This is a genomic window from Nonomuraea sp. NPDC005650, from assembly GCF_040605375.1.
In the GTDB taxonomy this organism is placed as follows: Bacteria; Actinomycetota; Actinomycetes; order Streptosporangiales; family Streptosporangiaceae; genus Nonomuraea.
This window is the reverse complement of sequence record NZ_JBEXCR010000016.1, coordinates 145,117-159,805: the sequence shown is the minus strand read 5'-3', so window position 1 is coordinate 159,805 and position 14,689 is coordinate 145,117. Positions and strand designations below refer to the sequence as shown.

The following is a 14,689-nucleotide window of genomic DNA, read 5'->3' as shown; positions in this document are numbered from 1 at the left end:
GATCATTGGTGTGTGAAGCTTTCGGAGTGGGCGCGGCGGAACGACGTGCACTACCGAACCGCCTGGCAGTGGGCGAAGAACGGGAAGATGCCGGTCACGGTCGTCACCGCTGCCACCGGGACGGGATTGACCATCGCTGGGGTCGTGTCCGAGGTCGGCTCCGGTCTGGACGGCAAACACCCGAAGCTGGCCCGGCGTCGGCGGGACGCCTCCGTGACGGGAATCGTGGTCGAACGTCGGGATCGGCCGGCCCGGTTCGGGTTGGAGCACGTGTCAGCGACACCGGAGGCAACCGGCCGCCGCATCGTCGTCATCGACGGGGAGGCGGCGACGACGGTGGTAGATGGCGATCTTATGCGGGAAATGACCGAGGTGCTCAGCTCGGTCTGCGCCCATCTGTACGGCTGCCGCTCTGCCTCACGCCGAGCCAAGGCCGCCCGGCGTGCCATCCGGGAGGCCGCGTGAGCGGCCGCCAGGGCTACCGAGTCGAGCTCGCCCCCACCCACGAACAGAGGGGTGCGATGGGCCGTCACGCCGGGCTGTCGCGGGTAGTGGAGAACTTCTGCCTGGAGGTCGTACGCAAGAAGTGGGCTCAGCGCAAGGCGGAAGAGTCCTACGGCATCCCGGCCGACCAGCTCACCCAGGTTCCCTGGTCGGCGCCCGCGCTGGAGAAGGAGTGGCGTACCGCGCACCCTGAACGCTTTGCCTGGTTTGCCGAGGGCAAGCTGTCCTCTCGGGTACCGAAAGAAGCCTGCCGGATCCGGGCGGCCGGGCTGAAAAACTACTTCGACTCCCGCAACGGCAAACGCAGGGGACCGAAGATGGGCTTCCCCACCTGGCGCAAGCGCAAGCACGGCTCCCGTTTCCGCTACGACGCCGACCGTGCCAAACCCGTGGACGCCCGTACCGTGCGCCTGCCGGCCATCGGCGATCAAAGGTTCACCTTCACGATGAGAAAGCCGTTGGGGTCCACGGTGGCCACGCAGCCGGGCGGGATGACCGTGGTCGCGGTCTCCTCGACCACGATCGCGGGCCCGGCCAGCTCACCGTCGAGGCTGGAGCGCCGCAGCACCGGGGTGCTGTGCACGGCGCCGTCGAAGATCACATCCCGTACGTACGCCGCCCGCTCCTCGGGGGCCTCCTGCGCGGCGGCGGCGGTGCGCGGGAACGAGCCGAACCCGGTGCTGCGCAGCATGACGAACTCCACCGGCGCCTCCGGGGTGGCGTGCCCGTAGCGGCTGGTGTGCGCCTCGGCGTAGCGGGCCGCGATCATCTCGAGGAACTCGGGCTCGGCGGGCTCGGCGGCGTCGCGCAGGGGGATGGTCAGCGTGTAGTCCTGGCCCTCGTAGCGCATGTCCACGGCGTGCTCGACCCGGTGCCGTTCCTCGGGGACGCCCTGGGCGGAGAGCGCCGCCAGGGCATCTTCCTCCAAGGTCACGAAATTTCGGGACATGTCGGGGCCGTCGAGCGTGTCCTGCGACCGGAAGTACGGATGCGTCAGATCCCGGCGCACGTCGGCCTCCAGCATCCCCCACGCCGAGAACGCCCCGGGGAAGCGCGGCACCACGACCTCGGAGATCCCCAGCTCACGCGCGATGAACGCGGCGTGCATCGCCCCCGCGCCCCCGAACGCCACCAGCGCGAACTCCCGCGGCTCGATCCCGTGCTCCACGGTCAGCGTGCGGATCGCCTGCGCCATCTTGGCGTTGGCCACGTCGCAGATCCCCTCGGCCAGCAGCAGCGGATCCATGTCCAGCTCGTCGGCCAGCGTGGCCACGGCCGTGCCCGCCGCCTCCACGTCCAGCGTCATCAGCCCGCCCGCGAACCAGGCCGGATCCACCCGGCCCAGCGCCACGTTCGCGTCGGTCACCGTGGGCCGCGCGCCGCCCCTGCCGTAGCAGGCGGGCCCGGGGACGGCCCCGGCCGACTCGGGCCCGACCCGCAGCGCGCCCGCCTCGGCGTACGCGATCGAGCCGCCGCCCGCGCCGATCGTGTGCAGGTTCACGATCGGCATGAGCACCGGGTAGCCCTCGATGCCGGCCTCCGCGCTCACGTCCGGCCGCCCGTTCACCACCAGCGACACGTCGAACGACGTCCCGCCCATGTCGATGCAGATCGCGTTCCCCCTGCTTCCCTGCTCATCGACGCCGGGTCCGCGTCCCTGCTCATCGACGCCGGGTCCGCGTCCCAGGAGCCGGGCTGCCGCGACCCCGCCCATCGTGCCGCCCACCGGGCCGGACAGCAGCGTCTGCAGCGGCCTGCGCATCGCGTACGAGGCGTTCACCAGCCCGCCCGACGACTGCATCACGTGCACCGGCACCGTCAGCCCCCGCTCGGCGAAGCGCCGCTCGATCCTGGCCAGGTAGCGGCGCACCACCGGCCCGGTGTACGCCTCCAGCACCGCCGACGAGGTCCGCTCGTACTCGCGCCACTCCCGCGCCACCTCGTGCGAGAGCACGACCAGCACGTCCTCGCCCAGCTCCGCGCGCAGGATCTCGCCCGCCCGCAGCTCGTGCGCCGGGTTCGCGTAGGAGAACAGCAGGCACACCGCCACCGCGTCGAACCCCTCCTCCCGCGCGCGCCGCGCCGCCGCCCGCACCGACTCCTCGTCGAGCGGCGCGAGTTCGCGCCCCAGGTAGTCCAGCCGGCCGCCCGCCTCCATGACGTCCTGGCGCGGGACCAGCGGCGCGGGTTTGCGATACCGCAGGTCGAACATGCGGTCGCGGTTTCCCCTGGCGATCTGGTAAACGTCCCTGCCGCCCTGACCGGCCAGCAGCAGCACCCGGGCGCCCTTGCGCTCCAGCAGCGCGTTGAGCCCCTGCGTGGTGCCGTGTACGAAGAACGAGATCTCCGCCGGATCGTCGACGACCCGGCCGAGCGCGGCGAACACCCCCTCGGCCAGGTCTCCCGGGGTGGTGGGCGCCTTCGAGGCGGTGACAGTCCCGCTGCGTTCGTCGTAGCAGACGACGTCGGTGAAGGTGCCGCCGATGTCCATGGCGACGCGATAGCTCATGCGCTGCACCGTACGCCGACGGGGGCGCCGCCCGCATGTGCGGCCCGCACAGGGCGAGAGGGCCACCAGTGCACCCCGCACGGGCGGGCGCGCTCAGCGGAGGAGGACGTGGCAGGCGAGTTGCAGAGCCAGCCGGGTGGCGGCGTCGTCCAGGTCGAAGCCCACGGACTTGATGCGCTCCAGGCGGGTGGTGATCGTGTTGCGGTGCACGCCCAGCCGTTCCGCGGCCTTCAGCGCGCCGCCCTCGTCCAGGACCGCGGCCAGCGTCTCCAGCAGCGTCCCGTCCTTGTCGACCGCCAGCAGCGGGCGCAGCACGACGGCGGCCGGGGTGCGCAGGACGCCCGTGGGCAGGGCGCCCAGCAGCTCCGCCGGGCCCATCCGGTCCGCGCGCGCCACGGCGCCCGCTCCCGCCACGAACGCCGCCGCCTCGGCTCCCAGCAGCGACTCCCCCACGGACCGCAGGCCCTCCATCCGCGCGCCCACCCCGGCGGCGCACGGCCAGGGCATCGTCCGCAGGCAGCGATGGAGGCGTTCGGCCAGCTCGCCGGGGTCCAGCGGCGACCATCCTGCCCAGCCCTCGCCCCTGGGCAGCACGGGGACCCGGCCCACGGCCGCGGTGATGAGCGTCCCGGCCAGGGCGGCGTCGCCCGCCTCCGCCGTCGGGCGGACCTGGTAGGCGGTCAGCGCGCCCTCGACGGGCCAGCCCAGCGCGATCGCCTCCGTTCTCGCCCCGCCTTCCTCGGGCTCCTCGGGTCCCTCGGGCTCCCGCCGGGCCTCGTCGAGCAGGCGTTCGGCGAGGGCCCGCTGCAGGGCGAAGTCGCGGGAGGCCCGCAGCCGCTCCTGGGCGGCCCAGGCGGTCAGCGGGGCCACCGCCAGGCCCAGCACGGTACGCACGGCCGCGGGCCATCCGGGCGACCGCGACGACCCGCCGGCCACGAGCGTGCCCAGCACGCCGCCGTCCACATCGGGCACCTCCACCTCGGCCGACCACCGCGCCCCGGTCCCGCCCCCGGGCCGAGCAACCGCATCCGGCCCACCTCCAGACCGAGCAACCGCATCCGTCCAGCCCCCGAGCTGGGCTCCCGCGTCGGGCCGAGCGCTCACCTCCGCCCGGGCCCCGGCCAGGTGCCGCCCGTACCGGTCGAGGAGGGTCACCGAGGTGCCGGGCAGCTCGGCGTTCAGCACGCCCAGCACGCGACGGGCCGAGGGACCTGCCTCGGCCAGGCGCGTGGCGCAGCGGGCCACGAGCTGGGTGCGGGCCGCCTCCGGGCGGGCGGCGGCCGAGGCGATCCGGACCGCGACGATCAGCGGATCCTCGTCCACGAAGATCAGCGTGACGCCGAGCCGCTCCGCCAGCACCTCGCCGGAGCCCTCGCTCAGCCCGCCCGCCGGGGCGATCACGCACGCCGCCGCCTGCTCCCACGCCCGGCGGGTGGCCATCTCGACCGCCCACCCGCCGCCGGCCGCCGCCCCGATCAGGACCACCGCCGTGTGCGGCGCCACGGTCCCGAACACCGACAGCTCGTCCACGATGCGCACCTGGTGCACGGGGTTCTCGCCGGAGCCGTACATCCTGGACCCGGCCAGCGGCCCGGCGTTGACCAGCTCGGCCACCGTGATCGGCGCCTCCCACCCCGCCCGCGGCCCCGTCACAGCGGGATCCCGAACGCGTGCAGCCCGCCCAGCTCCTGTCCCCGGTCCGTGTGCCAGACCGGCGCGGCCTTCACGACCATGACGTCCACCTCCAGGCCGGGCACCGCCTTGTCGACGTCCACGACCATCCCGTCGGCCGTGGAGATCATGCAGATCTGGTCCGGCGTCATCGCCACGGCGGCCCCGTCGGCCAGCGCGAGCACGATCTCGTTGTGGGCCTCCAGCCGTACCAGCCGGCGCAGCCCCTCCGACTCCTGCACCACGATGCTGGAGGGCAGCGACGGCAGCGGCAGGTCGGCGCCGTGCCCCGTGCTGCCCTCGACCGCCAGGATGCGCCCCCTGCACAGGGTCCGCACGCCGAACGGCGCCGCGGCCGAGCGGGGCGCCCCTGGCTCACCCGCCCGCAGCAGCAGGCTCACCGTCCCGGGCACGAGCACCCGCGCCAGGTCGCCGGCCGTCATCGGGTAGCAGGCCGCCACCGCCCACCCGCCGACCGACAGCACGACAGGGCGCATCAGCTCCTCCACCCGGCCGCCGTCCGTCTCCAGGAGCACCAGCTCGCCCGATCCGCCCGCCAGCGCCACGGGTGCCGGGCTCATCCCGCCCAGCGCGTACGTCGTCTGCTCCAGCAGCGGGAAGACCCGCCCCGTGCCGTCGCCGTCCACCAGCGGCACCCCCAGCTGGGCCGCCGCGATGAGCGGGACGAGGGCGTTCTCGGCGGCGAGGTTGAGCGCGACCACGGCCCCGGCCCGCTGCTCCAGCCTGCGCTCCAGCGCCGTCACGGCACGGGCGGGCTCGTCTCCCCTCGGCAGCTGCTCCCCCAGCGCGGTCGTGGACCCGACCAGGCTGATCGCCACGCACAGGGTGTCCGGCGCCAGCTCTCCGGCCGTGACCAGCCCGACGCCCGCCCCGATCACCGAGGCCGCCCAGTCGAGGGTGAGGGCGTGCGCCGACTCCGCCGCCCCCGTCGCGAACATCCTCGCCCCCGCCGAGAACCGCCCGAGCCCGCCCTCGTCGATGATGACCTCACGGCTCACGGCATCGTCCCCTCTGCCGTCACCCGCACCCGGTAGAGCCCGTCCGGCAGGTACGACAGCGGGTTCGCGGTCGTCTCGGCGATCCTGGCCGACCCGGGCAGGGCGCCCGCGCTGACCACGCGGGTGAGCGCCTCGTCCCTGGCGTCCTGGAGCACCCGGTCCAGCTCAGCCCGTCCCCGCGCCTGCACGATCCGCTCCACCTGCGCCTCCGGCCGTCCGATCGCCGCCCCGTACGCCGCCGCCACCTCCTCGGGCACGCCGGGCAGCGCCACCCGCCCCCGCGCCAGGCTCGCCGTCCCGCCCAGGTCGCAGGTCAGCGGGTAGCGCCGGAAGTAGTGGGCCGACACCAGCCCGCCACCCGACCTGGCGAAGAACACCGGCACCCCCGGCAGCTCCCGGGCCGCCTCGTCGGCGATCCGCCCCGCCTCGGGGCCGAGCGCCGCGTTGCGGATCGTGCTCTCCTCGCGCTCGCGCAGCCCCGGGAACCCGAACTCGTACGACAGCGTGATCCGCGCCTGCGGCACCTCGGCCGCGATGATCGCCGCCACGGCCAGCTCGTGATCGGCCAGCATCGGCGAACCGGTCGCGGTGACCGCGAAATCGGTCAGCCCGCACGTGGCGGCGAAGCTCCGGACCGCCCCGGTGTCCAGCGGCGCCAGCACGCGCCCGGTGAGGCTGTGGCCGCCGCGCACGATCGTGGCCACCCCCGAGCCGACGCGCGGTCGCAGCGCCTCCGGGCACGGCCCGCCCACCCGGATGGCCGCCACCGGGGCGGTGGGCACGTCGACCAGGTCCACGGCCACGCACGCACGCGCCGCCGCGCGGGCGGCGGCGCGGCTCACCGGCCATTCGGGCGCGCCGTCCCTGACGGCCACCAGCACCGGTGCGGGCCGTGCGAGGGCGACGCCGAGGATCACTCCAGCTCGCGTCCTTCTGTCTCCGGCAGCGGCACGGCCAGCAGCGCCGTGGCCACCATGAACGCGTTGATGATCAGCATGGTAGCGGTGAACCCGGTGGCGTGGGCCAGCAGCGCCCCCACCGCCGACGGCGCCACGGTGGTGGCCACGAGCTGCGCGGCCGTGGCCCACGAGTAGCCGGTGCCGCGCAGGGCGGTCGGGTAGAACTCGCCGTTCCAGGTGTTCCAGACGCCCCAGGCGCCGAGGCTGAAGAACGACAGCACGAAGTTGCCGAGGTAGAGGCCGGTGGTCGTGGAGGCGGTGGCGAACCAGAGGCCGCCGAGCAGCGCCGCCACGACGTAGACGAGGAAGACCTTCTTGCGGCCGAACCGGCCGGTCAGCAGCGAGGCGCTCACGTACCCGGGGATCATCATCAGCGCGCTCAGCGCCGCGAACCCGAGCGAGGCCGACAGCGTCAGCCCCTTCTGCTGCAGCAGCGTCGGCAGCCACGTCTGCAGGCCCCAGTAGCCCCAGTTGAAGACGAAGTTCAGCAGCAGCATGACCACGGTGATCCGGGCCAGCCCGCCGCGGAACAGGTCGAGCGGCCGTCCCACCCGCTCGCTCGCCACCGTGAAACCGGCGTCGGCGTCGGGGCTGCTCAGCACGCGCAGCACCGCGCGCGCCTCCTCCTGCCGGCCCCGGGCGGCCAGCCAGTACGGCGACTCCGGCACCCACGCCCTGATCGCGAACGCCCACAGTCCCGCCGCCGCGCTGGCGATCACGACGACGTGCCAGCCCAGGCCGCCCAGCGTCGTCGAGGCCCCGATCGCGGCCAGCATGCCGATCGGCCACCCGATCGACAGGTAGACCGCCGCCCGCCCGCGCGAACGGGTCGGCAGCAGTTCGAGGAAGTACGGGAACGTGATCGTGTAGACGCCGGCCAGCGCCAGCCCGGAGGCCACCCGCAGCCCCACCAGCGTGGCCATGTTCGGCGCGAACGCCGAGGCCAGCGCGATCACCCCGTACGCCAGCAGCGACCAGAACGCGACCGGCTTGCGACCGGCGCGGTCGGCCACCGGCCCCCACACCAGCACGCCGGGGATCATGCCGAAGGCGACCGCCGACAGCACGACGCCGACCCCCGCCTCGTCGATCCCGAAGGCGGTGCCGAGGTCGCCGGAGACGTAGACGAGGGCGAGCTGCTCCCACGACTCGATGACGAACGCGATGAACAGCGCGAGCGCGATGAGCACGTGCCTGCGGGTGAACGGCATCCGATCGAATGCCGCGCCGATGGGGATCGTTCGGGAGTCGACGGCGGTCATGGAAGCTCCTCGGAGGGGGGCGCTGAGTATGGCCGCACCATAGGGCCGCCCTGGTCCGGGGCTCCTGTGCAGGCCGCACTGGCGGGCCGCCCGATCTGTGCGGCCCGCCCTGCGTCGCGGGCGGGCGGGGTAATAACGGCCCCGGGGGAACCGCCGCGGGCGCGTAGATCAAGACTCGATCCAGCGCCGCAGCATGCTCGTGGCCAGGGTCATGGCCGCCCGGCAGGCGTGCGTGTCGCGCAGTTTGTCGAGCATGACGAAGTCGTGCACGATGCCGGCCATCCGCACCGCCGTCACGTCGTTGCCCAGCTCGCGCAGCCGCGCCGCGTACAGCTCGCCCTCGTCGCGCAGCACGTCCGCCTCGCCCGTGATGATCAGCGCCGGCGGCAGGCCGCGCAGCTCCTCCGACCGGGCCCGCAGCGGCGAGGCGTGGCTCTCGGCCCGCTGGGAGGACTCGGGGGTGTACTGGTCCCAGAACCACTTCATGCCGTCGCGGTTGAGGTAGTAGCCGGAGCCGAACTGCCGGTAGGACTCGGTGTCGAAGTTCGCGTCGGTGACCGGGTAGAACAGGCACTGCCCGCGCAGCCGCACGAAGTCGAGCTTCCTGGCCATCATGGCCAGCACGGTCGCCATGTTGCCGCCGACCGAGTCCCCGCACACCGCCATCCGCGCCGGGTCCAGGTCCTTCTCCTTGCCGTGCTCGGACACCCAGCGGGCGGCGGCGTAGTTCTGCTGGATCTGCGTGGGGTATTTCGCCTCGGGAGCACGGTCGTACTCCGGGAAGACGACGGCGGCCCCGCAGCGCACGGACAGCTCCCGCACCAGCCGGTCATGGGTGTGGGCGGAGCCGAACACCCAGCCCGCGCCGTGGATGTAGAAGATGACGGGCATGGTCCCGGTGGCGCCCCTGGGCCGGACGATCCGCACCGGCACCAGGCCGGTCGGGCCGCCCTGGACCTGGATCCACTCCTCGTCGATCTCCGGCTTGGGCACGTCCGGGTCGGACTGGAGCCGCTCCAGCGCCTCGCGCCCCTCCTCCGGCGGCAGCTCGTAGATGAACGGGCGCCGTGCGGTGGCGTCGGCGAACTCCTGCGCCGCCGGCTCCAGCACGACCCGTTTGATCATTGTGGTCACGATGACCCCCCGGGGTGAATGTCACACCTAGGGTTTTGTGCCTGCTCGTACCTCCAGACCACCACCCAAAAGCGTCAAATTCCCCCTAAAACGGTCAGTCTCGCTCCAGCTCGTGCGCCAGTTCCTCCAGCTCCGCCCCGCCCGCCATGAGCGAGGTCAGCTCCTGCGTGGTGATGTCGGCCTTGCCGTACTCGCCCAGGCTGACGCCCCGGTTGAGCAGCAGGAACCGGTCGCCCACCGGGTAGGCGTGGTGGGGGTTGTGGGTGATGAAGACCACGCCGAGCCCCCGGTCGCGGGCCCTGGCGATGTAGCGCAGCACCACTCCGGCCTGCTTGACGCCCAGCGCGGAGGTGGGCTCGTCGAGGATGAGGACGCGGGCGCCGAAGTGGACGGCCCTGGCGATGGCGACCGACTGCCGCTCGCCGCCGGACAGCGTTCCGACCGGCTGGTCCACGTCGCGGATGTCGATGCCCATGGCCCGCAGCTCCTCGCGGGCGACCTTCCTGGCCTTGGCCACGTCGAAGGCCAGGCCCTTCTTCGGCTCCGAGCCGAGGAAGAAGTTCCGCCAGACCGACATGAGCGGGATCATCGCCAGGTCCTGGTAGACGGTCGCGATGCCGCGGTCGAGCGCGTCGCGGGGGCTGGCGAAGCGCACCTCCCGGCCGTCCACCAGGAGCGTGCCGACGTCGTGCTGGTGCACCCCGGCGAGGATCTTGATGAGCGTGGACTTGCCGGCGCCGTTGTCGCCGAGCACGCAGGTCACCTCGCCGGCCCGCACGCCCATCGACACCTCGCGCAGCGCCAGCACCGACCCGAACGTCTTGCCGATGCCCCTGGTCTCGAGAATCAATGCTTCACCTCCTCGGCGTACCGCCTGACCAGGCGGTTGGCCAGCGTCGCCAGCAGCAGCATCGCGCCCAGGAAGAACTTGAACCAGTCGGCGTTCCAGCCCAGGAACACGATGCCCTTGTCGGCCATGCCGAAGATGACCGCGCCGATGGAGGCCCCGATCGCGGAGCCGTACCCGCCGGTGAGCAGGCAGCCGCCGATGACGGCGGCGATGATGTAGATGAACTCCTGGCCGATGCCGATGTTGGCCTGCACGGAGGTGTACCGCAGCGCGAGGATCGAGCCGACCAGCCAGGCGGCGAACGCCGTCGTCATGAACAGCGCGATCTTCGTACGGGCCGCGGCCACGCCGACCGCGCGGGCGGCCTGCTCGTTGCCGCCCACCGCGAAGATCCAGTTTCCGGCCCTGGACCGCATGAGCACCCAGGTGGCCACGACGGTCACCAGGATCCACCACAGGATCGCCACCCGGAAGGAGGTCCCGCCGACCTGGATCGTCCCGGCCAGGATCGCGTTCGCGGTCTCGAAGCCGGAGGCCCGGCGCAGGCCGCTGACCTGCACCGTCCCGGTGATGGCCTTGGTGACGCCGAGGTTGACGCCCTGCAGCATGAGGAACGTGCCCAGCGTGACGATGAAGCTGGGCAGCCTGGTCCTGGTGACGACCAGCCCGTTGGCGAGCCCGACGGCCAGCGCCACGACCAGCCCGACGAGCATCGCCGCCCACACGCTGAACCCGTAGCGGGTGGCCAGCGTGACGAGGATGAGCCCGCTCGTGCCGGTCAGCACGCCGGCCGACAGGTCGAACTCGCCGCCGATCATGAGCAGCGCGACCGCGACGGCCATGATGCCGAGCGTGGCGGCCGGGTCGAGCCAGTTCGCGATGCCGTCCAGGGACCGGAACACCGGCGACTGGGAGGCGAAGAACGCGAACACCACGACCAGCCCGACCACCGCGCCCAGCTCGGGCCTGATGAGCAGGCGGCGGGCCAGGCCGACGTCGGTGACCCGCTCGTCGGCCGCCAGGGTCATCGCGTGCCCGCCTCGGCCAGCTTGGCCACCTGCTCGGCGTTGTCCTTGGTCACGAAGCCCGGCCCGGTGTTGACGGGCAGGCCGCCGCCGACCGTGTTGAGGTTGTTCTTGTAGAGGTTGAGGAACGTGATCGGCAGGTAGCCCTGCAGGTACTGCTGCTGGTCCACGGCGAACAGGATCTCCCCGTCCTTGATCGCGGACACCACGTCGCCCGACAGGTCGAACGTGGCCAGCTTGGCCTGCGAGCCGGAGTCCTTGATGGCGTCCCTGGCGGCGATCGCGATGGCCGGGTTGAGCGCGAGCACGCCGTTGACCTGCTTGTCCGACTGGAGCTTGGCGGTGACCTTGGAGGTCACGTCGGCCAGGTTGCCCACGTCGACCTGCAGCCGCTCGACCGTGCCGCCCAGCGTCTGCTCCGCGCCCTTGCAGCGCTGGTCGAGGCCGACGTTGCCGGCCTCGTGGATGACGCACAGCAGCTTGGTGACGCCGGCGGCCTTGAGCTGCTCGCCCGCGCCGCGCCCGGCCACGTCCTCCGACTGCCCGACGTGCGTGATGGCGCCGAACGCCTTGGAGGAGTCGGCGCCGGAGTTGATGGTGACCACCGGGATCTTCGCCGCGACGGCCTTGCCGATGGCCTCCTTGAGCGCGTCGGGGTTGGCCATGGAGACCACGATGCCGTCCACCTTCTCCGAGACGGCCTGGTCGATGAGCTGCGACTGTTTGGCCGGGTCGCCGTCGCCCTGGTAGGTCACCTTGACGCCGTACTGTTTGCCCGCGGCCTCGGCGCCGTTCTTGACCACGTCCCAGAAGGAGTCTCCGGCGCCTCCGTGGGTGATGACGGCGAAGCTGGCGCTCGCGGCGGCCGGGGCCGCTGCGGAGCTCGCGGCGGGAGCGCTCTGCGCGCTCTGTCCTCCGGAGGAGGAGCAGCCGCTCACGGCGAGCGCGCCCAGCAGTGCCAGCACGATCGGGGTACGTCTCACAGGACACCTCCAAGACCAACGGGCTCGCCCTGGTTGTACCTCAATATCATTTCTATGTATAGACATGCGGACTTGTTCACAGTAGAACGGAACCTTACGTTCCGATATACTGAAAGGTATGACGAGCGCACCCATGAGCGGCCGCAAGGCACAGGCCGCGCGCAACGACGAGTTGATCCTGCAGGCGGCCCGGACGGTCTTCACCGCCGACCCCGGCGCCCCCATCGCGGCCGTGGCCGAGAAGGCGGGCGTCGGAATCAGCGCGCTCTACCGCCGTTACCCCAGTAAGGAGGCGCTGCTGCAGAAGCTGTGCGGCGACGGGCTCAAGCTCTACATCGAGATCACCGACCGGTCGCTGGCCCAGGAAGGCGACCCGTGGGAGGCGTTCGCCGCCTACATGCGCGGCATCGTGGACGCCGACACCAACTCCCTGACGATCAAGCTGGCGGGCACGTTCACACCGACCGAGGAGCTGGGCCGCGACGCGGTCCGGGCCTCGTCCCTGGCCACCGAGGCGCACCGCCGCGCGGTGGAGGCCGGCGTGCTGCGGCCGGACGTGACCACGGCGGACATCGCGCTGCTGTTCGAGCAGCTGGCCTCGATCAAGCTCGGCGACGAGGAGCGCACCGCGCAGTTGCGCCACCGCTACCTGGCGCTCGTGATGGACTCGCTGCGAAGGCCGCCGGCGCACCGGGAGCTCCCCGGCCCTCCCCCCGTGGACGAGGAGCTGTCGGTGCGCTGGTACCCGTCCTCCTAACCCTCCTGGTCGGCCAGACGGCTCGCCAGCGCCACCGTGCGGCGGGCCCGGGCCACGATGGGGGCGTCCACGAAGCGGCCGTCGGGCAGCGCGACCGCGCCGAGGCCCGCCCTCTCGGCCTGTTCGGCCGCCTCGACGATCTCCGCGGCCCTGGCCGCCTCCTCCTCCGACGGGCGGAACGCCCGCCTGATCACGGGGATCTGGCGGGGGTGGATGGCGGTCCTGCCGAACAGGCCGAGCGCGCGGCCCGCCAGGCAGGAGGCCAGCAGGCCGGCCTCGTCCTTGACGTTCGGGTAGACGGCCATGGGCACGGGCGGCAGGCCGGCCGCCGCCGCGGCCAGCACCACCTGGAGCCGCAGGTGGTCCATGGCCCGTTCGTCGGCGATGGCCAGCTCGGCGGCCAGGTCCTGCTCGCCGAGCGCGACGCCGGCGACCTTCGGGTGCGCCGCGATCTCACGGGCCGCGAGGATCCCGGCCGCCGACTCCAGCAGCGCGTACGCCGGGGCGGCGCCGGTGACCGCGTCGAGCACGGCCACCGACTCGACCTTGGGCAGCCGCACGGCGTCGGCGAGCTCCCCGACGGCTTCCAGGTCGGCCAGCCCGCGCCCGGTGGCCAGGTCGTTGACCCGCACGTGCAGCCGCGCCGCCGGGGGGTCGTCCCGGCGGGCGCGGAGGTAGGCGACGGCGTTGGCGCGGGCCTCGTCCTTGCGGGCGGGCGCGACCGCGTCCTCGAGGTCGATGATGACGACGTCCGCCCCGGAGGCGACGGCCTTGTCGAAGCGCTCGGGCCGGTCGCCGGGCACGTACAGCCAGGTGACGTTCACGCGATCACGCCCGCTTCGCGCAGGGCCGCGATCCGCTCGCCGGTGTAGTCCAGCTCCGCGAGCACCTCTTCGGTGTCGCGCCCGAGCGGCCGTCCCGGCCAGCGGATCTCGCCGGGCGTGTCGGACATGCGGAACATGACGTTCTGCAGGGTCACCGAGCCGAGCTCCTCGTCCGGCACCTCCACGAACGTGCGCAGCGCCGCGTACTGCGGGTCCTCGGCGATGTCGGAGACGTCGTAGATGGGCGCGATCGCGGCCTGCACCTCCTCGAAGCGGGCGATGACCTCGTCGGCGTCCCGCTCGGCGATCCAGGAGGCGACGGCCTCGTCCAGCTCGTCCACGTGCTGCACGCGCCCGCTCCCGCTGGCGAACCACGGCTGCTCCACCAGGTCGGGCCGCCCCACCAGGGTGACCACGCGCTCGGCGACGGGCTGGGCGCTGGTGGAGATGGCCAGCCAACGCCCGTCGCGCGTCTGATAGGTGTTGCGCGGCGCGTTGCTGCTGGACCGGTTGCCGGTGCGGCGCGGCACGACGCCCAGGGCCTGGTACGCCGTCATCTGCGGCCCCAGGATGCCCAGGATCGGCTCGATGATCGCCAGGTCGATGACCTGTCCCCGCCCGCTCTGCTCCCGGGCGCGCAGCGCCACCATGATCGCGTACGACATGGCCAGGCCCGCGATGCCGTCGGCGAGGGCCAGCGGCGGCAGCGTGGGCGGCCCGTCGGGCTGCCCGGTCATGGCCGCGAACCCGCTCATGGCCTCGGCCAGCGTCCCGAACCCCGGCTGCTTGGCCATCGGCCCGAACTGCCCGAACCCGGTCATCCGCGCCACGATCAGCCGCGGGTTGAGCTCGATCAGGGCTTCGGGGGCGAGGTTCCAGCGTTCCAGGGTGCCGGGGCGGAAGTTCTCGATCAGCACGTCGGACCGCTCGGCCAGGCGGCGCAGGATCTCCTGGCCCTCGGCCCGCGACAGGTCCACCGCCGCGGCGCGCTTGTTGCGCGCGAGCGTCTTCCACCACAGCCCCACGCCGTCCACGGAAGCGCCGTGGCCGCGCGAGGGGTCGCCGCGCCGGGGGTGCTCGATCTTGATCACGTCGGCGCCGAAGTCGCCCAGCATCATCGCGGCGGAGGGGCCGGCGAACAGGGTCGCCGCGTCGATGACCCGCAGGTCGGCGAGGCTCGTCATAGGTATGT

At 72.8% G+C, this 14,689-nt stretch carries 13 protein-coding genes and 1 pseudogene; 3 read left to right on the top strand and 11 right to left on the bottom strand.

The annotated features are described in order from the left end of the window. The first annotated feature begins 12 nt into the window (after positions 1–12). Positions 13–465, top strand: a complete 453-nt coding sequence (locus ABZS69_RS27640; protein WP_355377612.1) for a recombinase family protein — start codon at positions 13–15, stop codon at positions 463–465. Continuing rightward, positions 462–590, top strand: a pseudogene (locus tag ABZS69_RS27635) (helix-turn-helix domain-containing protein); the annotation flags it as partial. The gene ABZS69_RS27640 and the pseudogene ABZS69_RS27635, both read left to right, overlap by 4 nt. Before the next feature lie 341 nt (positions 591–931). Here the strand turns inward: ABZS69_RS27635 and ABZS69_RS27630 are convergent. From ABZS69_RS27630 to ABZS69_RS27590, 9 genes are all read right to left on the bottom strand, one after another. After that, complete coding sequence (locus tag ABZS69_RS27630) at positions 932–3,013, bottom strand: hydantoinase/oxoprolinase family protein (RefSeq protein WP_355377610.1); 2,082 nt, start codon at positions 3,011–3,013, stop codon at positions 932–934. A gap of 93 nt (positions 3,014–3,106) precedes the next feature. Next, the gene (locus tag ABZS69_RS27625) at positions 3,107–4,666 is read right to left on the bottom strand and encodes a helix-turn-helix domain-containing protein (RefSeq protein ID WP_355377608.1); all 1,560 of its coding nucleotides are present in this window, start codon (positions 4,664–4,666) and stop codon (positions 3,107–3,109) included. Continuing rightward, on the bottom strand, positions 4,663–5,703 hold the full coding sequence (locus tag ABZS69_RS27620) for a DUF917 domain-containing protein (protein ID WP_355377606.1): 1,041 nt from the start codon (positions 5,701–5,703) through the stop codon (positions 4,663–4,665). The genes ABZS69_RS27625 and ABZS69_RS27620 overlap by 4 nt, the downstream gene beginning before the upstream one ends. Beyond that, entirely contained in the window at positions 5,700–6,620 is a 921-nt protein-coding gene (locus ABZS69_RS27615) for a hypothetical protein (protein WP_355377604.1), read from the bottom strand. Before ABZS69_RS27615 ends, ABZS69_RS27620 begins: the two co-directional genes overlap by 4 nt. Next, positions 6,617–7,924 carry an MFS transporter gene (locus tag ABZS69_RS27610; RefSeq protein ID WP_355377602.1) on the bottom strand — a complete coding sequence of 436 codons (1,308 nt, stop codon included), beginning with the start codon at positions 7,922–7,924 and terminating at the stop codon, positions 6,617–6,619. The genes ABZS69_RS27615 and ABZS69_RS27610 overlap by 4 nt, the downstream gene beginning before the upstream one ends. A 168-nt stretch (positions 7,925–8,092) precedes the next feature. Next, complete coding sequence (locus ABZS69_RS27605; RefSeq protein WP_355377600.1) at positions 8,093–9,049, bottom strand: alpha/beta hydrolase; 957 nt, start codon at positions 9,047–9,049, stop codon at positions 8,093–8,095. Between the two features lie 103 nt (positions 9,050–9,152). After that, the gene (locus ABZS69_RS27600; protein WP_355377598.1) at positions 9,153–9,908 is read right to left on the bottom strand and encodes an ATP-binding cassette domain-containing protein; all 756 of its coding nucleotides are present in this window, start codon (positions 9,906–9,908) and stop codon (positions 9,153–9,155) included. After that, positions 9,905–10,936 carry an ABC transporter permease gene (locus ABZS69_RS27595; protein ID WP_355377597.1) on the bottom strand — a complete coding sequence of 344 codons (1,032 nt, stop codon included), beginning with the start codon at positions 10,934–10,936 and terminating at the stop codon, positions 9,905–9,907. The genes ABZS69_RS27600 and ABZS69_RS27595 overlap by 4 nt, the downstream gene beginning before the upstream one ends. Beyond that, positions 10,933–11,916 carry a sugar ABC transporter substrate-binding protein gene (locus ABZS69_RS27590; protein ID WP_355377595.1) on the bottom strand — a complete coding sequence of 328 codons (984 nt, stop codon included), beginning with the start codon at positions 11,914–11,916 and terminating at the stop codon, positions 10,933–10,935. Before ABZS69_RS27590 ends, ABZS69_RS27595 begins: the two co-directional genes overlap by 4 nt. Positions 11,917–12,034: 118 nt before the next feature. Between ABZS69_RS27590 and ABZS69_RS27585 the strand changes: the two genes are divergently transcribed. Next, positions 12,035–12,673 (top strand): TetR/AcrR family transcriptional regulator, encoded by a 639-nt coding sequence (locus ABZS69_RS27585; RefSeq protein WP_355377594.1) that lies wholly within the window; start codon positions 12,035–12,037, stop codon positions 12,671–12,673. Here the strand turns inward: ABZS69_RS27585 and ABZS69_RS27580 are convergent. Continuing rightward, on the bottom strand, positions 12,670–13,497 hold the full coding sequence (locus ABZS69_RS27580; RefSeq protein WP_355377593.1) for a CoA ester lyase: 828 nt from the start codon (positions 13,495–13,497) through the stop codon (positions 12,670–12,672). The genes ABZS69_RS27585 and ABZS69_RS27580 overlap by 4 nt on opposite strands. Then, the gene (locus tag ABZS69_RS27575) at positions 13,494–14,681 is read right to left on the bottom strand and encodes a CoA transferase (protein ID WP_355377592.1); all 1,188 of its coding nucleotides are present in this window, start codon (positions 14,679–14,681) and stop codon (positions 13,494–13,496) included. The genes ABZS69_RS27580 and ABZS69_RS27575 overlap by 4 nt, the downstream gene beginning before the upstream one ends. Positions 14,682–14,689 lie beyond the last annotated feature (8 nt).